This window comes from Arthrobacter sp. NtRootA1, assembly GCF_019976975.1.
In the GTDB taxonomy this organism is placed as follows: domain Bacteria; phylum Actinomycetota; class Actinomycetes; order Actinomycetales; family Micrococcaceae; genus Arthrobacter; species Arthrobacter aromaticivorans.
The window spans coordinates 4889953-4911091 of the sequence record NZ_AP024630.1; the positions used below are offsets into that span (position 1 = coordinate 4889953).

The window sequence follows — 21139 nt, forward strand, 5'->3', positions numbered from 1 at the left end:
CAGTGCACGAGGGCGGAAACTGCAGGTACGCATGAATGTACTTCTGGAATGGTCGACCTAGTCCGTTCTTAGCAACATCTCCCGCAACCCGTCGATCTCGGCTGCGAGTTGCTCAGAAGGGTAGGACTTCGACTTCTGAGGCAGATACTCACGGACTAGCCGCGTCGTCTCAGGAAGCGCGCTGGCCAGCCAAGTACGAACGGCTGCAGCAGTATTCAATCCTTTGGGGACTGAACGCCAGATAATAAAGCGTCGCTGCTTGCGCCCGACCATGGCGGGTTGAACGCCGGTGAACTCGGGCTCTCTGTTTAGGTGCCATGAACGAAATGCAATGTCGACGACGTAATCCTGGTCCGATTGGCGAGGTGCGAAGTTCGCCACCTGCTTTCGAACCTCCTCGAGCGCCAAGCGCGGCGGACCCCAATCTTCAACAATGCCGCCCGTACTTATAGCCATGTGGCAATTATGGCTCCCCAAAAAGAAGCCCTACCGGAAGCGGCGGGACGACGCGCCCACCCTGGGTCCGCATGGCCCGTGGCCATGCCCTGACCTCCGTTGCGATCAGTTTCCCCTGGCCGGGACCAACAACGATTGAGCGAGTCAGTCGTGGGCAGTCTTGGATCAGGCCGTCACGCCGGTCCTGCTTGGGCACGCACATGACTGATGCCCGCAAGAACCCACGGATCCCTTGGCGGGCACAGGCTCTAACTTCTGAGCTCTACAACGGAGTAGGAGCGCATTGCCCCTGTTGCGACCGCTAGCGTTAGTGTTTAGCTTTGCGGCCGGAACGTTCGGCGCTCAGCATTCCGGTTGAGCCCGCGATGACGCCACCGATCAGGAGCACAAAGCCAAGTCCGCCGATGGCGAACGGAAGGATGAAGGTTGGGGGCTCAACGCTAAGGGGGCCAGCCTCGTCGACCCATGTTCCGTATTCGGTGCCGTAGAAGAAGATCAACACCAGAATTGCAGCCCCAATCAGGGCACTGGCCCACGCCCACACGGTTCCTCGCATGGTCCCTATCCTCTCAGCTCAATTCACTTTGGGCGCCGGTTGCTTGCTGGTGCCGGTACAAGGTTGCCCCCTCCAGCCACTGCAGGACTGCGGCGGTGCTCCCCGGTGAAGGAGCCCTCACAGGGACATGCCTGCAGCGGAAGGATGGGACTGGTTCAACTTAGGGAAAGACCTCGGCTAGCCGCTAGAGGATGAAGCCGAGCTCGCGGGCCCACAAGCGCTTGGTCGCGAGTTCGAGCTCATCTGGCCACACAGCGTGGCAATTGCGCGCCAGCCGATGTGCCCTCCCTAGGTACTCGGCTGCGATCACTTTCAGCGCCTGGAGCAAGGATGCCTCGCTGACCGCGGTGGAAGGCAGGGAACGAAGACAGTCCATCTGTTCGGCATTCAAACGCCGCGTAGTCCTCTTGGCTCCAGCCGCTGCCTCTACCCCGTTTTCCGCAAGCATCAACTGAATCAGGAGCCGATCTCGCATCATCGTAGTTACATGGAGCAGGGCTATCAGGTCGTCGCGGTGATGGGCAGCGATGGCTGTCCCCATGAAGTACAGGAAGATCCGAACTTGCTGTTCAGGGAAGTAGGGATCGGCAGGACCGGGCAGGGTCCCGACCGTGTTCGCAACCCTTTCCTCGGCCCGATCCAAAAGCACCTCACGCTGGCAATCCGGCAAATTCTCGGTGGTTGAGTGGAGAACGAGGTCGATGTGGATCCAGTCGGGCGTGAGGCATATCAACGCTCCTGGCACCCCGGGGATCGCGTCAGCCAGAACAAGCGGAACGATCGCGCTCAACCAGCCTTGTGCGTCGAACGCTTCCGACTCCTCGACCAACAGATGCAGGTCAATGTCACTCCAGTCGTCGGCCACACCTTGCGCGATCGAGCCTTCGAGCCAGGCTGAGCGCACCCTCTTGTCGTCCCTGCACGCGGACGCCAAGGCGTCAAGGGTGGGCCGAAGTCGGCCAGGGATAGTCGCAGCAGCCTTTGTCATCCTCGAATTCTTCCATTTGAACACCACCGCGCCCGTAAGCCGGTCGATCACCGTGCCAACGAAACGTGCTTACGCGTTCCTTGCAGTTGCCGACTTGGACGATGCACGCAAGACCCGCACGGTGAAATGCACGATGGCGGGGGGATTACTGCAACCATATTCCTTTGAACCAGGGGTTCTCGGTGGGCCGCGTCCGGGCTCCAGACCCTGTCTGACCCTATTCTGGAGAGCATGGATAGTCCTCAGACACAGTCCCCGGTTCAACCCATCAAGTCGCTGCTTTACTGGCGAAAGAGCAAGGTGAATGGAGCTGCGACAGTTCCCGTCATTTTGAGCCTGGATCCCTCCGGCGTCTTGAGTATGCAGAACGCTGAGCTGCGGACGATATTCGCTCTGCCGGTAAGCCATGCTTCGGTCCGCTTCACCAGTTGGGGAACCATGGTGGTGCAGGCTCATGGCCAACAACACGACATTGTCGGCGTTGGAGCATCAATGTCTCCCAGTCCTTCCAGGGCACAGTTGGCTGAACTTGGCACGGCCTCAGGCGGGAACTCCGGTAATGACAGCAACCTGGGCCGGTTGGGTTCTGCTGGCGCGGCCATGAGCGCCGCGGACGGTATCGGAGCAGTCGCCGGCGTCGCTGGAGGTGTCGCCATGGAATACGCCTACTACCGGGGGCTCGAAGCAATCAAGGCGTGGCAGGAGACGTTGCCTTTGGCCGGTGCCACCGTGAAAAAGAGTTCCATGAAAGCGATGAAGTATTTCACGCTTGCTGTCATCGCAGCCCTGGCTATCGCCCTAGTGGCTGGTCTCCTTATCAGGTAGCTTTGGAAGTCACTTCTGCGGTGGGACGGAGAAATTACAAGGCTGGACGACGATCAGCACAAGCAGAACCCAGCCTAAAAGCGCTACTGCGTCGAGGATGAACCCTGCGATGGGCGGGCAGGCGACCATACCTCTTGGTGCGTTGAGGGCGGTGGCAATTGCCGCCGGTTCTCGTACCATTCCATGGCTCTAAAGCTACAGCCTTCGTTCAAGTGCAGCACCGACGCGAATGGCACCTCCTTCAAACACGTCCGTGGTCGATCCAGCGAAGATCGAGCATGCTGTCACGCTCCAGGACAAAGGGAGCAAGCATCCACGAAATCACGGAATAGACCGGCCTGAAGCGCACCACCCTGTCCAAGGCACCTGCCGCCTCGGCAAACAAAGCAGCATCCCCATTTCCTGCCGGTTCAGGTAATCTTGATTTAGTCAGGGTGCTTATTTAATGACTAGTCTGCTCGACAACGCGAAAGGAAAGAAATGATCGTCCTGGGACTTGTTCTTCTGATTGCCGGCTGGTTACTCAACATTGGCATCCTCGTCACCATAGGCTGGATTGTGCTGGCCATCGGCCTCATCCTGCTTATTCTCGGCGCGCTCAATCGCCCCATCTTGGCTGGGCGCCGGTACTGGTACTAGCCAGATTTCACAGGCAGTCCATCCGCTGTGTTGCCATCAGACCGGTGGACCTACGTTGGTTTTCAGATTCTTCATCACCAGGGTGGACGTGAGACGCTCAACAGCCGGAAGGGCCGCGAGTTCGTCGTCGTAGAAGCGCTGGTAGGCAGGAAGGTCCGCCGCGATGACCTTCAACAAATAGTCGGGAGAGCCGAACAGCCGCTGTGCCTCAACGATGTTGGGGCTTGAAGCCACACGTTCCTCGAACTCCGCCATGATGGTGCGTTCCACCTGACGGAGCGTGACGAACACGATTGCCTCGAAACCAAGCCCCACCGCTGCTGGATCAATGTCCGCACGGTAGCCCCGAATGACCCCGGAAGACTCCAGGTCCCGGAGTCTTCGATGGCACGGAGCCACTGTTAATCCGACCTTCGATGCCAAGGCAGTGGCGGTCATTCGACCATCCTCTTGGAGGTGGCGCAAAATACTTCTGTCAATGTGGTCAATCACGCAATGATCTTACCCAGATACCCAGTTTCTGGGATAAATCAGGGAACACTTATCAGGCGATTTTCCCTAGAGTTTTCCTACCAACGAAAACTCTGGAGAGACCGTGAACCCGCAATTGTTCTTCGCCTTCCTGCTTGTGTCAGTCACCTTGGCTTGCACCCCCGGCGTCGATTGGGCCTACTCGATTTCAGCTGGACTCAGGAAGCATAGTTTCGTGCCGGCCGTAGCGGGACTCTGCAGCGGATATGTGATTCACACGGTGCTGATGGCGGCCGGACTGGCAGCCCTGCTGACGGGAGTACCCGGCCTGCTGGGCTGGCTCACGATTGCCGGTGCTGCATACCTGCTGTGGCTCGGCTTCACCACCATCCGGTCATGGCGAGGTGCGAGTTTTAGTGCGGAAGGCGCCGTCGTGCAGTCCGGAAACCAGGTCCGGACGTTCTTCCAAGGCATGGGCACCAGTGGCATCAACCCCAAAGGCCTGCTGTTCTTTGTGGCGCTGGTGCCGCAATTCGTCAGCCCCGAAGCCGCACTGCCTGTTCCTGTTCAGTCCGGGTTGCTGGGACTAACGTTCGTGATCCTCGCCGGCCTTGTGTACACCGGGGTCGCGTTGACCTCGCGGAGGCTGCTCGCTTCACGTCCAGGCGCCGCGCGCGTGGTGACGCTGGCCAGCGGGATCATCATGATTGGGCTGGGAGCAGTGTTGTTGACGGAGCAACTCCTTCCCCTCGTGGCGAGCCGGGCTTAGGCGGCAAGTACCTCATCCAGTCGCTCGTACCCTTCGATCACGCCGTAATTCATGCCTGTGGCGAGGGCCATGTCACGCGCTTCCACCGATGGGTAGACCTCGTGGGCGACGATCCTGGTGCGACCGTCAATTTCCTCGAACCTGGTGGTGCTGATGCCCACTTGGCCCGGGGCGCCGTCGAATTCGAAGGTCATGATGATCAGCTCGTCGGTGTCTACGGTGTGGAAGACCCCACGGAATCCGTACATCGCGTTTTCGTGGCCACTTTCGTAGTGCCAGCTACCGCCCGTGGTGGCGTTGTATTCGGTGACATTCAGTCTCGCGTCCCGCGGACCAAGCCACTTGGCCAGGAGATCCGGGTCCACGTGTGCCTTGAACACTGCACTGACTGGTGCATCGAATTCGCGGACAGTATCGACGAACGGAACGCCGTCATCAGCAGTGATTGCCGTTGGATTGCTCATTTCAATTCCTCTTCATCTTGTTGTTGTAGCCCTGGGAGGACCCCGGGGCGGGACTCAGCCAGGAGTTCGTCGAGCAGCCGGAAGCGACGCTCGGCGATCAGTCGATATTGGTCTATCCATGCCGTCAGCTCTTCGAGGGCGGCTGCATCCAGGTGCACCGGCCTGCGTTGGGCATCACGGGACCGGGTCACCAGCCCTGCGTGCTCCAGGACCTGGATGTGTTTTGAAACTGCCTGCTTGGTGATCGGAAAGGGCTCCGCCAGTTCATTGACCGTTGCGTCTCCCCGGGACAGCCGGGCAACAATTCCCCGTCTGACGGGATCAGCAAGGGCCATGAACGCCTTGTCCAGAGCGTCTGAATCCATAACCCTGCGCGACCTTTCCTTGTCAACCAAATGCTTTATCAATCACTTGGTTGATTACAAGGCTACGCTTGCAGCTGCTCCTCCACAATGGTCTTTATTCCCCGCTGAGTTCCCTGAAGTCGTTCTCCCACAAACGACGCATCTCGGCGTCCTTGCGGATCACTTCCAAGGCTTCCAGCTCTGCTGGCGGGGCGGGGCGTTTGGATCGGGGAGTCAGCGTGCGCCGCCCCTGGTCCAAGGCGAGAAGGGCGCGATCAGTCAGGGCGTCATTTCGCAAGGCCAGGCTGGTCTTCCTCCGGCGAAGGACCTCCTTCAGCGCCGCCTGGGCCGATTCAAAATCGCCACGAGCCCGTTGCGACCTAGCCCGGATCAGAAGCAAGGCTGCCGAGAGATCATCCGTATTCAACAACCCCTCCGTACACATCACCACGTCCCTGTGCCGGTCCAGGGCAAACGCTGCGGTGCACCGCGCCAAGGCTGAAGGCAACGACGGCGGCAAACCCACCACTGCTTCCAACGCGGACTCGATCATTCCCATCTCCCGAAGGCAATGGGCCAGCGCGAGGAACACGGACTCCTCGCTGAACAAAACCGGAACTTCAATGCGTTCGGCCACCTCAACCCTGGTGACCACCTGCCCGAGGTAGAGGGCCGAGAACTGGCTCGCGTCGTCGTCGATCCTTGTTGTTAAGCCGCGCCGCAGCAACTCGGAGGCCCGCAGATAACCGCCGTGCTTGTACGCCAATAGTCCCGCCATCACGTAACACAAGCCCGCCCACCCCGGGTAGACGCGACCCAGGGAGATAAGCCGATCAGGCTCGGTAGAAGTGAAGACGGCCTCATGCATTGCCTTGGCCTGCTTGGTGGACAGGCGCTTCAACCGGGGAACATCGCCCAGCACAGAAAGGCGGGCAGGATCCCGGCCAGTCAGGACACCGGACAGCACTTCACCCACGCCGTCGGCCAATCCGCGGACGGGTGTGCGAACGTATCCATCGCGGAAGGGAGTGAGATCCCGGGTGTCATGGAAGATCGATTGGAAATCGCCGTTGGGAGCCTGGCTCATGAACCCATGCTAACTGTCAGCTGACTGGCCATTCCCCTGCAATTGGAGGCATTTCAGGAGTATTATGGCGGCGTCGGCAAGGTTTTCCGACACCCCTTGCCGCGGGACGGTTCTCCATGAGAAGAGCCGTTTAACAGCGTGAAAGGGAGGACTTCATGACCACCGCTTCGCACCCCACCGAACACCATCATGCGATGGGGTTGACGCTTCACAACACCGCCATGGGCGTTGGCATTGTATTTCTGCTGGTGGGTGTCCTGGGCTTCATCCCGGGTATCACCACCAATTACGGCGCCATGACCTTCGCGGGACATGAATCCGGCGCCATGCTGCTTGGAGTATTTCAAGTATCCATTCTCCACAACATCGTCCATCTGCTGTTTGGCGTAGCCGGTTTGGCCATGGCCAGGACAGCTCGTATGGCTCGCCTGTTCCTCATTGGTGGCGGCGCCGTATATCTCGTTCTTTGGATCTACGGCCTGATCATCAACCAGGAAACCGGCGCCAACTTTGTTCCGTTCAACACCGCTGACAACTGGCTGCACTTCGTTCTTGGCGTGGCCATGATCGGCCTCGGTGCTTGGCTGGGCAGGGATGCCATGGACGAGACAACGACGGCACGGCGGAGGATGTAACCTCGCGGACGTCGGTTCAACGAACGACGGCGGTCGTCCCCTTCGCGGGGACGGTCGCCGTTCTGCTTTCGCGAGATGGCACAGCGCGGGGGAGGCTCAGCGCGGGGGCCTCAGCGCGGGGCGCGGCCACCAAGGCGTGTTGTGACCTTGGCCGCGGCGTCGGCACAAGCTTCGCCGAGACTGGTAAGCGTGTCCTGCGAGACCCGGAACTTTGGTGCGGGGATGAGCACGGACGCCACAATGTTTCCCCTGTGGTCATAGACAGGCGAGGCCACCCCCACTTCCTCGATGGACGTCTCGCCAAAGTTCACTGCCCAGCCGCGCTTCGTGGAGTCCTCCAGCCGCCGCAAGTACGCCTCCATGGCTTCCTCATCGAGGCCAGGAAGAGTGATCGCGCCGCTCCGGAGTAGATTGCGAACGCGATCCTTGTCCTCCGCGGCCAGGAAGACCTGAACAGAAGAACTGAGTGCCTCGTTGTAGCGGACACCCAACGGAGCCAAATGCTTGACCTGGTGCCGACTGGGAATCTGCTCCACACTCATGGATTCGGTGCCGTTCCAGACCATGAGCGCGCTGGTCTCCCCCGTCCGTTCGGTCAATTCGCGTAGCACCGGATACGCCACGCGCCGCTCTTCGAGTTCCGCCAGGAGTGGGCCCGCCATGGCGATCATTCCCAGCCCCAGGCGGAACCTGCGCGAATCGACGTCGCGCTCCACCAAGTGCTCCTGCTCCAACGTGGCCAGGATGCGGGAAACCGTGCTCTTGTGCAGGCCAATTCGCCCTGCGATTTCAGTGACCCCCAATAGCGGCTCTTCGGCACTGAAACTCCGCAGGACCGCGATGGCGTTGACAATGACCGAGGTACCTTTGGCTTCGCCGTTGCCTGAAACGTCGTTGGATTCCGTGGGAGTCATGGGTTCACTATATTTGGCCGAAGGTGGCGGACACGGACAGGGCTGGGCCGGTGGACGCCGTGCACTGCGTCCACCGGCCGCGCCACCTAGGCTCCGATGATGTTGTACTCAGGGCCGAAGGGGAACTTGGTGATGTTCTCCGCACCGTCTTCGCCCACCACAAGGATGTCGTGCTCGCGGTAGCCGCCCGCGCCTGGTTGGCCGTCCAGGACGGTGATCATCGGTTCCATGGAAACCACCATGCCCGGTTCCAGCACGGTGTCGATGTCTTCGCGAAGTTCAAGGCCTGCTTCGCGTCCGTAGTAGTGGCTCAAGACGCCGAACGAGTGGCCATAGCCGAACGTGCGGTTGGCCAGGAGCCCGTGACCAACGTAGATCTCGTTGAGCTCGGCGGCGATGTCCTTGCAGACTGCGCCGGGCTTGATGAGTTCCAGGCCGCGCTTGTGAACCTCCACGTTGATGTTCCACAGCTCCAATGAGCGCGCGTCCGGTTCGCCATAGAACAGGGTGCGCTCCAGTGCCGTGTAGTAACCGCTGGTCATCGGGAAGCAGTTCAATGACAGGATGTCGTGTTCCTGGATCTTGCGCGTGGTTGCCCAGTTGTGCGCGCCGTCGGTGTTGATGCCGGACTGGAACCAGACCCACGTGTCACGGATTTCTGAGTCCGGGAAGGTCCGGGCAATTTCGTGGACCATGGCTTCGGTGCCGATCAGGGCGACCTCGTACTCCGTGATTCCAGCCGTGATGGCGTTGCGGATGGCCTCGCCGCCAAGATCGCCGATGCGGGCGCCGTGCTTGATGACTGCGATTTCTTCGTCCGACTTGATCATTCGCTGGCGCATCGCAGCCTGGGCGACATCCACCAGCGTTGCTCCGGAGAATGCGGCCTGGATCTTGTTGCGGTTGTCCAGCGGCAGGGAGTCGTCTTCGACGCCGAGGCGGCGGGGGTTGATGCCGCGGGTGCGCAGGACTTCCTGGATGGCGTGGATGTAGTTGTCACGGCGCCAGTCCGTGTACACGAGGTTGTCGCCGAAGCTGCGGCGCCAAGGCATACCGGCGTCGATATTTGCCGTAATGGTGACCGTGTCATCCTTGGTGACCACCATGCCGTAGGAGCGGCCAAAGTAAGTGAAGAGGAAATCGGAGTAGTACTTGATGGAGTGGTAGCTGGTGAGGACTACGGCGTCGAGGTCTTTCTCGGCCATGATGCCGCGAAGTCCGGCAAGGCGACGCTCAAACTCTGCGTCGGAGAAGGTCAGGGAGACCTTCTCGCCGTTGTTGAGGACCTTGAGACGCTCGAGCTTGGCTACGTCGTTGATGGGCTCGTTCTCGGTGATGGTCATGGTGGTTCCTTTCAATGGGTGGTTGGTTTCAGTCCTGCTGCAGTGGCTTCTTGGAAGTCTCGGCGGCGAACAGGACTGCGATGAGGGAAACAAGGGCGGCAGCCACGAGGTACCAGCCTGGGGCCAGTTGGTTGTGGGTCATGCCGATGAGGAGGGTTGCCATGAACGGAGCAGTGCCGCCGAACAACGCGTTGGAAAGATTGAAGCTGACGGCGAATCCCGTGTAGCGGACCTTCGTGGGGAAGAGTTCAGCCAGGAAGCTCGGCAGGGTGCCGTCGTTGAGGGTGAGCATTCCGCCCAGCAGGATCTGGACGAGGACGATGACCAGGAAGTTACGCGTATCCAGAAGCATGAACGCCGGGACGGTCAGCACCACAAACAGAACAGATGCCGTGATAAGCATGCGCTTGCGGCCGAATTTGTCCGACGCGATACCGGTCAGGAAGATGAAGCCGATGTAACTGGCCAGGGCGATCGTTGTAGCGAGGAACGATTCCGCCGCCCCAAAGCCCAATTCCACCGACAGGTAAGTTGGCATGTAACTGAGGATCACGTAGAAGCCCACCGCGTTCAGCAGCACTGCGCCCGTAGCGATCACGAGCTGTTTCCGGTAGGTCTTGAACATCGCCAGCGCCGGCGCCTTCACAGTCTCCTTCTCGGACAGTTCACGGAAGGCAGGGGTGTCCTCGAGCTTGGTCCGGATGTATCTGCCGATTAAGCCCATAGGCGCCGCCAACAGGAATGGCAGGCGCCAACCCCATTCGTTGAGCTGCTCTGCGGTCAGGACTGAACTCAGCAGGGCGGCCAGCAAGGATCCCAGCAAGAGTCCCGCTGCGGTGCTGGCAGGTACGACGGCGGCATAGAGCCCGCGGCGATTCGACGGTGCGTACTCCACCAGGAAGGCGGACGCGCCGGCGTACTCGCCTGCAGCAGAGAAGCCTTGGACAACCCTGACGAGCAATAGCAGGATCGGCGCCATGACGCCGATAGTGGCGTACCCGGGGATCAGTGCGATGCAGAATGTGGCCACGGACATCAGGACGATCGAGAGCGACAACGCCTGCTTCCGACCCAGCCTGTCTCCGATATGGCCCCAGATGAATCCGCCAAGCGGCCTTACGAAGAAACTGACGGCGAAAACACCGAACGTTGCAAGCAGAGCCGTTTGACGATCGGATTCGGGAAAGAAGACCGTGGAGATGATACCGGCCAGGTATCCATAGACGGCGTAGTCGAACCACTCGACGAAGTTACCGATGAAGCTTGCAGTGACGACGCGTCGGCGCGTGTCCTTGCTGACTGTGTGATTGGGGCCTGACTCGGGAGAGGTACTGCGTCCGCCATTGGACCGGTCTCCCGCGGCTGCCACAGAGGAAAGTTCATTACTCATGTGTCCACCAAGAAAATTGGGGTTGCATTAGAAGCAACGCTGTTGCATCAGACTACGTGTGCGCCGCATCACGGTCAAGAGTGTTTTTGAAACTAATTCGACGGCTTCTGGGCGGCTGCGGTGGGCGCGACTCTGATTACGCTTGTTGCAATGGGCGATACACGGTTGCACTGAGCGCCGAAATGCCCCAATCCTCTCTCATATCCAAACCCTTTTCCCCGGATCTTCTCTCACATCGTGTGGCCCATTTCGGAACGCTCTCTCACTTTCACGAAGAAAGGCCCGACGTCGGCACCCGGGGTGGGTGCCGACGTCGAGCCTTTAGTACGGGACAGCTATTCAGCCGACGCGACGGACGTGATAGAGGACCGTGCCAAACGCCGCAGGACGTGAGAGGGGACCGCGCCACACGCGACGGGACGTGAGAGAACGTCAGCCGAAAGGCCATTGGATGTGAGAGAGGATCCGCAGAAAGGCCGTTGGACGTGAGAGAGAATCCGCGAAAAGGGCGTTGGATGTGAGAGAGGACCGCGCCGAACGCGGCAGGACGTGAGGGAGGGCCGCGCCTAGAGGACCTTGCGGATCGTCTCCTCGAAGCTGACTACGTGGTGCAGGGCGAGCTCGGAGGCGCGGTCTTCGTCGCCGTCGGCAATGGCTGTCAGCAATTCTGCGTGCTCGGAGATGTGGCCGGAGACGGAGGGCATTCTTTCCAGCATGTAGCACCAGATGCGGGTGGCGAGGTTGTCGTATCGGATCAGGACGTCTTCCAGGTGCGCATTCGCCGAGGCCTTGTAGATGAGGCGGTGAACCTGGATGTCGTAGCGCATGAGTTCCTGGGAGGAATTGTCCTGGCCTTCAAGATCACGAATTGCACCGGCGACAGCGCGAAGCTCTGAACGCATGGCAGGGCTGGCCATGCGGGCAGCCTTCCTGGAGGCGAGTGGCTCCAGTAGCTCGCGGATCTCGGAGACCTCAGCGAGCTGGGTAATGTCCACGCCGGTGGCGAACGTCCCACGCCGTGGATAGGAAACCACTAGATGATCGCTTTCGAGGCGCTTGATGGCCTCGCGGACGGGCGTACGTCCAATGCCGAGTTCCGCAGCAATCTGACCGTCGTTGATGGGGTCACCCGGCTTGATGTCCAGCATGATGAGCCTGTCGCGGAGGAGCAGGTAGGCGTTCTCCGCCAGGGACGAACCCTGCGGAGCTGATTCCAGTGCTTCCAATGCTGCGCTCATTGCTCTCTCCCGTTGTCGCCAATCCAGTTTGCTGAATGGATTGCCGCAGACCTGTTGACGACCTTGTGATCTTCAACATACTATGGCAATAGTTCTAATATATCAGTTGCCTAACAGTCGGCCACTAGACAAGCTTTCGAAGGAGAACACCATGGTTGAACCGCTGATCCGCCCGCTCGCACAGGCGGACCCGGAGGTCGATCAGGCGATCGCCCTGGAACTCATCCGCCAGCAGTCCACGCTGGAAATGATCGCCTCTGAGAACTTCGCCCCCACGGCCGTCATGGAAGCGCAGGGCTCGGTCCTTACCAACAAGTACGCCGAGGGTTACCCGGGCAAGCGCTACTACGGCGGCTGCGAACACGTTGATGTGATCGAGCAGCTGGCCATCGACCGCCTGAAGTCCCTGTTTGGCGCAGAATTCGCCAACGTCCAGCCCCACTCCGGCGCCCAGGCAAACGCCTCGGCCATGCACGCACTGATCACCCCTGGCGACACCATCATGGGCCTGAACCTGGCCCACGGCGGCCACCTGACCCACGGCATGCGCATCAACTTCTCCGGAAAGCTGTACAAGGTTGTTCCCTACGGCGTCCGCGAAGACACCCACACCGTAGACATGGCAGAGGTGGAGCGCCTCGCCATTGAAAACAAGCCGCAGCTGATCGTCGCTGGCTGGTCCGCTTACTCCCGTCAGTTGGACTTCGCAGAATTCCGCCGCATCGCGGACCTCGTGGGCGCCTACCTGATGGTGGACATGGCCCACTTCGCCGGCCTCGTTGCAGCTGGACTGCACCCGAGCCCGGTCCCGCACGCCCACATCGTCACGAGCACCACGCACAAGACCCTTGGCGGTCCCCGCGGTGGCGTGATCCTCACCAACGACGCCGAGATCGCCAAGAAAGTGAACTCCGCGGTATTCCCCGGCCAGCAGGGTGGTCCACTGGAGCACGTCATCGCCGCCAAGGCTGTGGCCTTCAAGATGGCCGCCGAACCGGAGTTCCAGGAACGCCAGCGCCGTGTACTTGAGGGTTCCAAGATCCTGGCCGATCGCCTCCTCCAGGAAGACGTGGCCGCAGCCGGCATTTCCGTGGTCAGCGGTGGGACCGATGTCCACCTGGTGCTCGCCGATCTCCGCCACTCCGTCCTTAACGGCCAGCAGGCCGAGGACACGCTGCACCACATCGGCATCACGGTGAACCGCAACGCCGTCCCCTTCGACCCCCGCCCGCCGATGGTTTCCTCGGGCCTGCGCATCGGCACCCCCGCCCTCGCCGCCCGCGGCTTCGGCGCTGAGGACTTCACGGAAGTCTCGGACATCATTGCGACGGCGTTGATCGCCGCAGCGAATAGCGGCAGCTCCGCAGCAGGCACCGAAGGTGACGTCACCCTGGACGAAGCCACCGCCGTCGAACTCCGCCGCCGCGTGACCGCGCTGGCCGACAAATTCCCGCTTTACCCCCACCTCAGTAACGGCAACGACGCCGCAACTGAACTCAAAGAAATGATTGGAGCAGCCCAGTGAGCGCGGACCACCTCCCCGAACACCCCGACTTCCTCTGGCGCAACCCGGAACCCAAGTCCTCGTACGACGCCGTTATTGTCGGCGGCGGCGGGCACGGCCTGGCAACGGCCTACTTCCTGGCCAAGAACCACGGCATGACCAACATCGCCATCCTTGAAAAGGGCTGGCTGGCCGGTGGCAACATGGCCCGTAACACCACCATCATCCGGTCCAACTACCTCTGGGACGAGAGTGCTGCGATTTACGAGCACGCCCTCAAACTGTGGGAAATCCTGCCGGAAGAGCTGGAGTACGACTTCCTGTTCAGCCAGCGCGGCGTGATGAACCTCGCCCACACCCTGGGTGACGTCCGCGAAAGCATGCGCCGCGTAGGCGCCAACCGGCTAAACGGTGTGGACGCTGAGTGGCTGGAACCGGATCAGATCAAGGAACTCTGCCCCATCCTGAACACCAGCGACAACATCCGCTACCCCGTCATGGGTGCTACTTACCAGCCACGTGCCGGCATCGCCAAGCACGACCACGTGGCCTGGGCCTTCGCCCGCAAGTGCGATGAACTCGGCGTGGATATCATCCAGAACTGCGAAGTCACCGGCTTCATCAAGGACGGAAACCGGGTTACCGGCGTCAAGACAACCCGTGGCAACATCAACACCGAAAAGGTAGGCCTCTGCGCCGCCGGTCACAGCTCGGTCCTCGCAGAGATGGCCGGCTTCCGCCTCCCGATCCAGTCCCACCCGCTCCAGGCGCTCGTGTCTGAACTGCACGAGCCGGTCCACCCCACGGTGGTCATGTCCAACCACGTCCACGTGTATGTGTCCCAGGCACACAAGGGTGAACTGGTGATGGGCGCTGGCGTGGACTCCTACAACGGTTACGGCCAGCGCGGATCGTTCCACGTGATCGAGGAGCAGATGGCAGCCGCCGTGGAGCTCTTCCCGATCTTCGCCCGGGCCCACGTGCTCCGGACCTGGGGCGGCATCGTGGATACCACGCTGGATGCCTCGCCGATTGTTGGCCTCACCCCGGTGGAGAACATGTTCGTCAACTGCGGTTGGGGAACGGGTGGCTTCAAGGGCACCCCGGCGGCTGGTTTGACCTTCGCGCACACCATCGCAACCGGTGCCCCGCACAAGCTCAACAAGCCATTCGCCCTGGAACGCTTCGAGACCGGCGCCCTGATCGATGAACACGGCGCCGCAGCCGTGGCCCACTAGTAAGGACGGGAAAAGACATGCTTCTCATTTCATGCCCCAACTGCGGGCCACGCGACGAAACCGAATTCCACTATGGCGGCCAGGCACACATCGCCTACCCGGAGAACCCCAACGACCTCACGGACCGCGAATGGGCTGAATACCTGTTCTACCGCGAGAACACCAAGGGCACCTTTGCCGAACGCTGGGTACACAGCACCGGTTGCCGCCAGTGGTTCAACATGCTGCGCGACACCGTGAGCTACGACATCCACTCCATCTACGCCATGGGCCAGCCCCGCCCGGATACAACCGGCGAGTACGGCCAGGCCGGCGGAGCAGGCCTGGCTCCCGGCGCACCCACAACCTCGACGGCCGCTGCCGCCCCCACCTCCTCGGAAGGAGTCTAGAAGTGACCAGCAAGAACGCACGCCTCGCCACCGGCGGACGCATTGACCGCAGCATCGCTTGGCGCTTCACTGTGGACGGCCAGGAATTCACCGGCCACCCCGGCGACACCATCGCCTCCGCGCTGCTGGCCAACGGCCACATCAACGCCGGCAACTCCCTCTACGAGGACCGCCCCCGCGGCATCATGGCCGCCGGCGTGGAAGAGTCCAACGCCCTGGTCAAGATCGCTCCCCGCTTCCCGGGCCACGTTGCCGAATCCATGCTCCCCGCCACCGCCGTTTCACTCGTGGACGGCATGAACGTTGAGCTGCTGAATGGTTTGGGCAAGCTTGACCCTGCCGAGGACAAGGCTGAGTACGACAAGAAGTACGTCCACACGGACGTCCTGGTGGTCGGCGGCGGTGTTGCAGGCCTTGCAGCCGCCCGTGAAGCAGTCCGCACCGGCGCCCGCGTCATCCTGATCGACGACCAGCCCGAACTGGGAGGTGCACTGCTCTCCGGCTCGACGGCCGAGGACCTGCAGGAAACCATCGAGGGCAAGCCTGCCCTGGAATGGGTTGCCGATGTGGAAGCCGAGTTGGTCTCCGCCGAAGAATGCACCGTGCTGAACCGCACCACCGCCTTCGGTTCCTACGATTCCAACTACTTCATCGCAGCGCAGAACCGCACAGATCACCTGACCGTTCCGGCCGCTCCGGGCGTTTCGCGTCAGCGTATCTGGCACATCCGCGCACAGCAGGTTGTCCTGGCACCGGGCGCCCACGAGCGTCCGCTGGTCTTTGAGAACAACGACCGCCCGGGCATCATGCTCGCTTCGGCTGTCCGCACGTACCTGAACCGCTACGCGGTCGCAGCCGGTTCACGCGTCGTCATCACCACCACCAACGACTCTGCTTACTTGCTCGCCGCGGACTTGAAGGCAGCAGGCGTGGCGATTGCCGCCGTCGTCGATGCCCGTCCGCAGATCAGCGCGAAGGCCGCTGCCGCCGTCGAGTCCGGTATCCGGGTCCTCATTGGCAGCGCGGTTGCCGACACGAGCGCCGATGACAACGGCCGTCTCAGCGGGGTCACCGTCCGCAGCATCAACGACGACGGCGAACTCACCTCGGGCGTCGAGCACATCGCGGCCGATCTGCTTGCTGTTTCCGGTGGCTGGAGCCCTGTGGTGCACCTCCATAGCCAGCGCCAGGGCAAGCTGCGCTGGGACGATGAACTCGCCGCTTTTGTTCCTTCCACGGTGGTTCGCGACCAGCAGGTTGTTGGCGCAGGCCGCGGCAGCTACGAACTCCAGGACTGCCTGGCAGAGGGCATCTCGGCCGGAGCGGCAGCATCCATCGCTGCTGGTTTTGAGTCCGAGGTGACGCCACAAGAGCTGACCGCACCCGTGGCGTCCGCACCGACCCGCCAGCTGTGGCTTGTCCCGGGCCAGACCGGCGAACCGGGCGAGTGGCACCACCACTTCGTCGACTTCCAGCGTGACCAGTCCGTGGCTGACGTCCTGCGCTCCACCGGTGCCGGCATGCGTTCAGTGGAACACGTGAAGCGGTACACCTCCATCAGCACCGCCAACGATCAAGGCAAGACCTCCGGCGTCAACGCAATCGGCGTGATCGCTGCTGCGTTGAAGTTCGGCGGCGCGGAAAGCGTTCCCGGCGTCGGCGAGATCGGCACCACCGCCTACCGTGCACCGTTCACCCCGGTCGCGTTCGCCGCTTTGGCTGGCCGCCAGCGCGGTGAGCTGTTCGACCCCGCCCGCGTGACCTCCATCCACCCGTGGCACGTCGCCCAGGGTGCCCTGTTCGAAGATGTTGGACAGTGGAAGCGCCCTTGGTACTACCCGCAGTCCGGTGAGGACATGGACACGGCAGTCCTGCGTGAGTGCGCAGCGGTTCGCGATTCCGTGGGCTTCATGGACGCAACCACCTTGGGCAAGATCGAAATCCGTGGCACGGACGCCGGCGAATTCCTGAACCGCGTTTACACCAACGCCTTCAAGAAGCTCGCTCCGGGATCCGCCCGCTACGGCGTAATGTGCACCCCGGATGGCATGATCTTCGACGACGGCGTGACCCTGCGCCTGGACGAGGACCGCTACTTCATGACCACGACCACCGGCGGCGCTGCCAAGGTGCTGGATTGGCTGGAAGAGTGGCACCAGACGGAGTGGCCGGAACTCGATGTGGTCTTCACGTCCGTCACGGAGCAGTGGAGCACCATCGCCGTCGTCGGTCCCAAGTCCCGTGCAGTGATCGCGAAGGTTGCCCCGGAACTTGCCGAAAACGGCGGCCTGGACGCTGAAGCCTTCCCGTTCATGACCTTCCGTGAAACCACGCTGGCGTCCGGAGTGCAGGCACGCGTTTGCCGTATCTCCTTCTCCGGTGAACTGGCCTACGAAATCAACGTTCCGTCCTGGTACGGGCTGAACACCTGGGAAGCCGTTGCCGCTGCGGGTGCTGAGTTCAACATCACCCCCTACGGCACGGAAACCATGCACGTGCTGCGCGCTGAGAAGGGCTACCCGATCGTCGGGCAGGACACCGACGGCACGGTCACCCCCCAGGACGCTGGCATGGACTGGATTGTTTCCAAGGCCAAGGACTTCATCGGCAAGCGCTCCTACCTCCGTGCGGACGCCAAACGCGAGGACCGCAAGCACCTGGTGAGCGTCCTTCCCGTGGATCACTCGCTGAGGCTGCCGGAAGGCACTCAGCTTGTGGAGAAGGGCATCCCCGTCAACCCGGCGTACGGACCCGTCCCCATGGAAGGCTTCGTCACCTCGAGCTACCACAGTGCCGCATTGGGCCGTTCCTTCGGCCTGGCCCTGATCCAAAACGGCCGCAACCGCATCGGCGAGACCCTCGTGGCCTCGGTGGGAGACCAATTGGTGGACGTGGTTGTCGGCGAAACCGTACTTTTCGATGCTGAAGGGACCCGCAAAGATGGCTGAAACAGCAACACCAGCAGAAACCGCACACGTCGACCGCGTACGGGGTGCCCGCCGCAGCCCGGCCGAACACCTGGCTGACGCCTTCACCTCCGGCTCAGTGCCGGGCACGGTGACGCTCAAGGAGATTCCCTACCAGGCGATGGTGGGTATCCGGGTTGAGCGAACGTCCGACGCCGGCGCCCGCGTTGCGTCCATCACCGGCGGCTTGCCGGCCACTTGCGGTGAAGTGACGGGGGCAGGCGCAGTCAACGCACTCTGGCTCGGCCCCACCGAGTTCCTTGTGGTTGCTCCGGAGGAGTCCCACGACTCACTGGGCGGTACCTTGGTCAGCGACCTGACCACGGCACTTGGCAGCGATGAAGGTCAGGTAGTGGACCTGTCCGCCAACCGCACCACGTTCGAGCTCAATGGCAGCCACGCCCGCGCTGTGCTCGAAAAGACGTGCTCGTTGGACCTTCACCCCCGCGTCTTCAAGGCCGGCACAGCCGTCTCGACGGAGCTCGCACACATCCCCGTGATGCTGTGGAAGACCTCCGAGGAGAACTACCGGATCTTTCCCCGGGCCTCGTTTGCCGATTTCCTGGGACGCTGGCTCCTTGACGCCATGCGGGAGTACGCCTCCCCTGAGGTCCCCTAATGGCACTGAGTGTGCTTGATCTGTTTTCTGTTGGCATCGGGCCGTCGTCTTCACACACGGTGGGCCCGATGCGGGCGGCAAAGCAGTTCACGGACGGTCTTGAATCGTCCGGCCAGCTTCCGGCCACGGTGCGCGTCCAGGCAGAGCTCTTTGGCTCCTTGGGCGCCACCGGCCGGGGCCACGGCTCCGACAAAGCCGTGGTGCTGGGGCTGCAGGGCCACTCACCCGAAACCGTCGACACCAAAACGGCTGACGACCAGGTGGCCGCAGCAGCCCTCGACGCCGAACTGCGCTTGGGCGGCGACCACCGGGTGGACTTCAACTGGGACGAGGACGTGGTCCTCCACCGCCGCAAGTCCCTTCCGGCACACCCCAACGGCATGACGTTCCGGGCCCTTGACCACACCGGGGCAGTACTGCGTGAGCGCAGCTACTACTCGATCGGTGGCGGCTTTGTGGTGGATGGGGACGCCACGGGCACGGACAAAGTAGTAGCCGATGACACCGTGCTCCCCTACCCGTTCACCACTGCTGACGAGTTGCTTGCCATTTGTTCACGCGAGGGCATGTCGATTTCCGATGTCATGTTGGCCAACGAACTCGTCTGGCGGTCTGAGGAGGAGCTCCGCGAGCGCCTCCTCGGGATCTGGGCTGTCATGCGTGAATGCGTTGACAACGGCTGCTCGGCCGAGGGGATCCTGCCTGGAGGTTTGAAAGTCAGGCGACGGGCGCCGTCGTTGTTTAAGAAGCTTTCCGAGACCGACGCCCAGCTGAAGGGCGAATCCTCAGCGGACCCCTTGCTCGCCATGGAATGGGTGAACCTGTTTGCGTTGGCGGTCAATGAGGAGAACGCGGCCGGCGGCAGGATTGTCACTGCACCGACCAACGGTGCCGCAGGAATTGTGCCTGCGGTGCTGCACTATTACACAAAGTTTGTTCCCGGAGCCAACGACGACGGCGTCGTGCGCTTCCTGCTCGCGGCGGCCGCCGTCGGGATTCTCTTCAAGATCAACGCCTCCATTTCCGGTGCAGAGGTGGGCTGCCAAGGCGAAGTGGGTTCCGCCTGCTCCATGGCCGCCGCTGGTCTTTGCGAGGTTCTGGGCGGAACGCCGGAGCAAGTGGAGAATGCGGCCGAGGTGGGCATCGAGCACAACCTGGGCCTCACCTGCGATCCCGTTGGCGGACTGGTGCAGATCCCGTGCATCGAACGCAATGCCATCGCCAGCGTCAAGGCGATCAATGCTGCCCGTCTGGCACTGCATGGCGATGGCAGCCACAAAGTGTCCTTGGACAAAGCCATCAAGACCATGCGCGAGACAGGCGCCGACATGAAATCCAAATACAAGGAGACCTCCCGTGGAGGACTCGCCGTCAACGTAGTGGAGTGCTAGCCATGACTGCCATCCAAACCGAATCGTCTACTGATTCCTCTGCCGGAACCACCGTGGAGCACGTCCTTACCTTGGACTGCCCTGAAGGTCCCGGAATCGTCCATGCTGTGTCCGGCTTCCTGCTGGAGCATGGCTGCGACATCATCGACAACAAGCAGTTCGGTGACCGCGCCGAGGGCCACTTCTTCATGCGGGTTCACTTCGCGTCCTCCGGCGACGAGACCACAGTGGATGCTTTGCGTGCAGCGTTTGCCCCTGTGGGCGAGAAGTACAACATGAACTGGCAGCTGGAACGCCAGGGGTCCAAGCGTCGCGTGTTGATCATGGTCTCCAAGTTTGGGCACTGCCTCAATGACCTGCTGTTCCGTGCTCGGATCGGTGAGCTGCCGATCGATGTGGTGGGTGTCGTGTCCAACCACACGGACCACCAGGGCTTGGCGGAGTGGCACGGGATTCCCTTCTTCCACGTCCCTGTCACCGCTGCTACCAAACCTGCGGCGGAAGCGCGTTTGCTGGACATCATCGACGAGCTGGACGTGGAACTCGTTGTGCTGGCCCGGTACATGCAGGTGCTCAGCGACGATCTCGCCCGGAAGCTCGACGGGCGCGCCATCAATATCCACCACTCGTTCCTGCCGAGCTTCAAGGGTGCCAAGCCGTACCACCAGGCTTACGCCCGCGGAGTGAAGACCGTGGGCGCCACCGCCCACTACGTCAACGGCGAGCTGGACGAGGGCCCGATCATCTCCCAGCAGGTGGTTGAGGTGGATCACACGTTCGGACCGGAAGATCTCGTAGCCGCCGGTCGGGACACGGAGTGCAAGGCCCTCAGCAACGCCGTTCGTTGGCACTGCGAAGGGCGGATCATCCTGAATGGGAACAGGACGATTGTGCTGACGTAACGCCTTGCGCG

General features: G+C 61.7%; 23 protein-coding genes. 11 read left to right on the forward strand and 12 right to left on the reverse strand.

The window, feature by feature from the left end; translation table 11 throughout:
• Nucleotides 1–57: 57 nt before the first annotated feature.
• The 3 genes from LDN90_RS22290 to LDN90_RS22300 all read right to left on the reverse strand — a co-directional run bounded on the left by LDN90_RS22290 (nucleotide 58) and on the right by LDN90_RS22300 (nucleotide 2000).
• Nucleotides 58–456 carry a hypothetical protein gene (locus LDN90_RS22290; protein WP_223947168.1) on the reverse strand — a complete coding sequence of 133 codons (399 nt, stop codon included), beginning with the start codon at nucleotides 454–456 and terminating at the stop codon, nucleotides 58–60.
• A gap of 307 nt (nucleotides 457–763) precedes the next feature.
• Nucleotides 764–1012: a hypothetical protein gene (locus LDN90_RS22295; RefSeq protein WP_223947169.1), complete on the reverse strand. Its 249-nt coding sequence runs from the start codon at nucleotides 1010–1012 to the stop codon at nucleotides 764–766.
• A gap of 184 nt (nucleotides 1013–1196) precedes the next feature.
• On the reverse strand, nucleotides 1197–2000 hold the full coding sequence (locus LDN90_RS22300; RefSeq protein ID WP_223947170.1) for a nucleotidyltransferase domain-containing protein: 804 nt from the start codon (nucleotides 1998–2000) through the stop codon (nucleotides 1197–1199).
• A gap of 231 nt (nucleotides 2001–2231) precedes the next feature.
• Here LDN90_RS22300 and LDN90_RS22305 point away from each other — a divergent pair, with 231 nt between their 5' ends.
• A complete protein-coding gene (locus tag LDN90_RS22305) occupies nucleotides 2232–2825 on the forward strand; it encodes a hypothetical protein (RefSeq protein WP_223947171.1) in 594 nt (197 codons plus the stop codon).
• 241 nt (nucleotides 2826–3066) lie between these two features.
• Here LDN90_RS22305 and LDN90_RS22310 read toward each other — a convergent pair whose 3' ends face one another.
• On the reverse strand, nucleotides 3067–3210 hold the full coding sequence (locus tag LDN90_RS22310; protein ID WP_223947172.1) for a hypothetical protein: 144 nt from the start codon (nucleotides 3208–3210) through the stop codon (nucleotides 3067–3069).
• Between the two features lie 95 nt (nucleotides 3211–3305).
• On the opposite strand from LDN90_RS22310, the gene LDN90_RS22315 reads away from it, so the two are divergent.
• Complete coding sequence (locus LDN90_RS22315) at nucleotides 3306–3464, forward strand: hypothetical protein (protein ID WP_216926333.1); 159 nt, start codon at nucleotides 3306–3308, stop codon at nucleotides 3462–3464.
• Between the two features lie 36 nt (nucleotides 3465–3500).
• On the opposite strand, the gene LDN90_RS22320 is transcribed toward LDN90_RS22315, so the two are convergent.
• Nucleotides 3501–3956 carry an Lrp/AsnC family transcriptional regulator gene (locus LDN90_RS22320; protein WP_216926332.1) on the reverse strand — a complete coding sequence of 152 codons (456 nt, stop codon included), beginning with the start codon at nucleotides 3954–3956 and terminating at the stop codon, nucleotides 3501–3503.
• A 103-nt stretch (nucleotides 3957–4059) separates the two neighbouring features.
• Here LDN90_RS22320 and LDN90_RS22325 point away from each other — a divergent pair, with 103 nt between their 5' ends.
• Entirely contained in the window at nucleotides 4060–4704 is a 645-nt protein-coding gene (locus LDN90_RS22325; protein WP_223947173.1) for a LysE family translocator, read from the forward strand.
• Here LDN90_RS22325 and LDN90_RS22330 read toward each other — a convergent pair.
• The 3 genes from LDN90_RS22330 to LDN90_RS22340 all read right to left on the reverse strand — a co-directional run bounded on the left by LDN90_RS22330 (nucleotide 4701) and on the right by LDN90_RS22340 (nucleotide 6599).
• A complete protein-coding gene (locus tag LDN90_RS22330) occupies nucleotides 4701–5168 on the reverse strand; it encodes an SRPBCC family protein (protein WP_216926330.1) in 468 nt (155 codons plus the stop codon). The genes LDN90_RS22325 and LDN90_RS22330 overlap by 4 nt on opposite strands.
• Nucleotides 5165–5533 (reverse strand): metalloregulator ArsR/SmtB family transcription factor, encoded by a 369-nt coding sequence (locus tag LDN90_RS22335; protein ID WP_223947174.1) that lies wholly within the window; start codon nucleotides 5531–5533, stop codon nucleotides 5165–5167. The genes LDN90_RS22330 and LDN90_RS22335 overlap by 4 nt, the downstream gene beginning before the upstream one ends.
• A 94-nt stretch (nucleotides 5534–5627) precedes the next feature.
• A complete protein-coding gene (locus LDN90_RS22340) occupies nucleotides 5628–6599 on the reverse strand; it encodes a hypothetical protein (RefSeq protein ID WP_216926328.1) in 972 nt (323 codons plus the stop codon).
• A 155-nt stretch (nucleotides 6600–6754) separates the two neighbouring features.
• On the opposite strand from LDN90_RS22340, the gene LDN90_RS22345 reads away from it, so the two are divergent.
• Nucleotides 6755–7234 carry a DUF4383 domain-containing protein gene (locus tag LDN90_RS22345; protein ID WP_216926327.1) on the forward strand — a complete coding sequence of 160 codons (480 nt, stop codon included), beginning with the start codon at nucleotides 6755–6757 and terminating at the stop codon, nucleotides 7232–7234.
• Between the two features lie 110 nt (nucleotides 7235–7344).
• Here LDN90_RS22345 and LDN90_RS22350 read toward each other — a convergent pair whose 3' ends face one another.
• The 4 genes from LDN90_RS22350 to LDN90_RS22365 form a co-directional block, all read right to left on the reverse strand.
• The gene (locus LDN90_RS22350) at nucleotides 7345–8148 is read right to left on the reverse strand and encodes an IclR family transcriptional regulator (RefSeq protein WP_223947175.1); all 804 of its coding nucleotides are present in this window, start codon (nucleotides 8146–8148) and stop codon (nucleotides 7345–7347) included.
• Between the two features lie 86 nt (nucleotides 8149–8234).
• Nucleotides 8235–9491: an aminopeptidase P family protein gene (locus LDN90_RS22355; RefSeq protein WP_223947176.1), complete on the reverse strand. Its 1257-nt coding sequence runs from the start codon at nucleotides 9489–9491 to the stop codon at nucleotides 8235–8237.
• A gap of 28 nt (nucleotides 9492–9519) precedes the next feature.
• The gene (locus LDN90_RS22360) at nucleotides 9520–10881 is read right to left on the reverse strand and encodes an MFS transporter (protein ID WP_216926324.1); all 1362 of its coding nucleotides are present in this window, start codon (nucleotides 10879–10881) and stop codon (nucleotides 9520–9522) included.
• A gap of 566 nt (nucleotides 10882–11447) precedes the next feature.
• Nucleotides 11448–12119 carry a GntR family transcriptional regulator gene (locus LDN90_RS22365; protein WP_216926323.1) on the reverse strand — a complete coding sequence of 224 codons (672 nt, stop codon included), beginning with the start codon at nucleotides 12117–12119 and terminating at the stop codon, nucleotides 11448–11450.
• 151 nt (nucleotides 12120–12270) lie between these two features.
• Here LDN90_RS22365 and glyA point away from each other — a divergent pair, with 151 nt between their 5' ends.
• The 7 genes from glyA to purU are packed head-to-tail and all read left to right on the forward strand — an operon-like array spanning nucleotide 12271 to nucleotide 21128.
• Complete coding sequence (glyA, locus tag LDN90_RS22370) at nucleotides 12271–13644, forward strand: serine hydroxymethyltransferase (RefSeq protein ID WP_223947177.1); 1374 nt, start codon at nucleotides 12271–12273, stop codon at nucleotides 13642–13644.
• Nucleotides 13641–14861, forward strand: a complete 1221-nt coding sequence (locus LDN90_RS22375; protein WP_223947178.1) for a sarcosine oxidase subunit beta family protein — start codon at nucleotides 13641–13643, stop codon at nucleotides 14859–14861. The genes glyA and LDN90_RS22375 overlap by 4 nt, the downstream gene beginning before the upstream one ends.
• A gap of 17 nt (nucleotides 14862–14878) precedes the next feature.
• Nucleotides 14879–15250 (forward strand): sarcosine oxidase subunit delta, encoded by a 372-nt coding sequence (locus LDN90_RS22380; RefSeq protein WP_216926320.1) that lies wholly within the window; start codon nucleotides 14879–14881, stop codon nucleotides 15248–15250.
• Between the two features lie 2 nt (nucleotides 15251–15252).
• Nucleotides 15253–18198 carry an FAD-dependent oxidoreductase gene (locus LDN90_RS22385; protein WP_223947179.1) on the forward strand — a complete coding sequence of 982 codons (2946 nt, stop codon included), beginning with the start codon at nucleotides 15253–15255 and terminating at the stop codon, nucleotides 18196–18198.
• The gene (locus LDN90_RS22390; protein WP_223947180.1) at nucleotides 18191–18835 is read left to right on the forward strand and encodes a sarcosine oxidase subunit gamma family protein; all 645 of its coding nucleotides are present in this window, start codon (nucleotides 18191–18193) and stop codon (nucleotides 18833–18835) included. The genes LDN90_RS22385 and LDN90_RS22390 overlap by 8 nt, the downstream gene beginning before the upstream one ends.
• The gene (locus LDN90_RS22395; RefSeq protein ID WP_223947181.1) at nucleotides 18835–20226 is read left to right on the forward strand and encodes an L-serine ammonia-lyase; all 1392 of its coding nucleotides are present in this window, start codon (nucleotides 18835–18837) and stop codon (nucleotides 20224–20226) included. Before LDN90_RS22390 ends, LDN90_RS22395 begins: the two co-directional genes overlap by 1 nt.
• A 2-nt stretch (nucleotides 20227–20228) precedes the next feature.
• Nucleotides 20229–21128 (forward strand): formyltetrahydrofolate deformylase, encoded by a 900-nt coding sequence (gene purU / locus LDN90_RS22400; protein ID WP_223947182.1) that lies wholly within the window; start codon nucleotides 20229–20231, stop codon nucleotides 21126–21128.
• Nucleotides 21129–21139 lie beyond the last annotated feature (11 nt).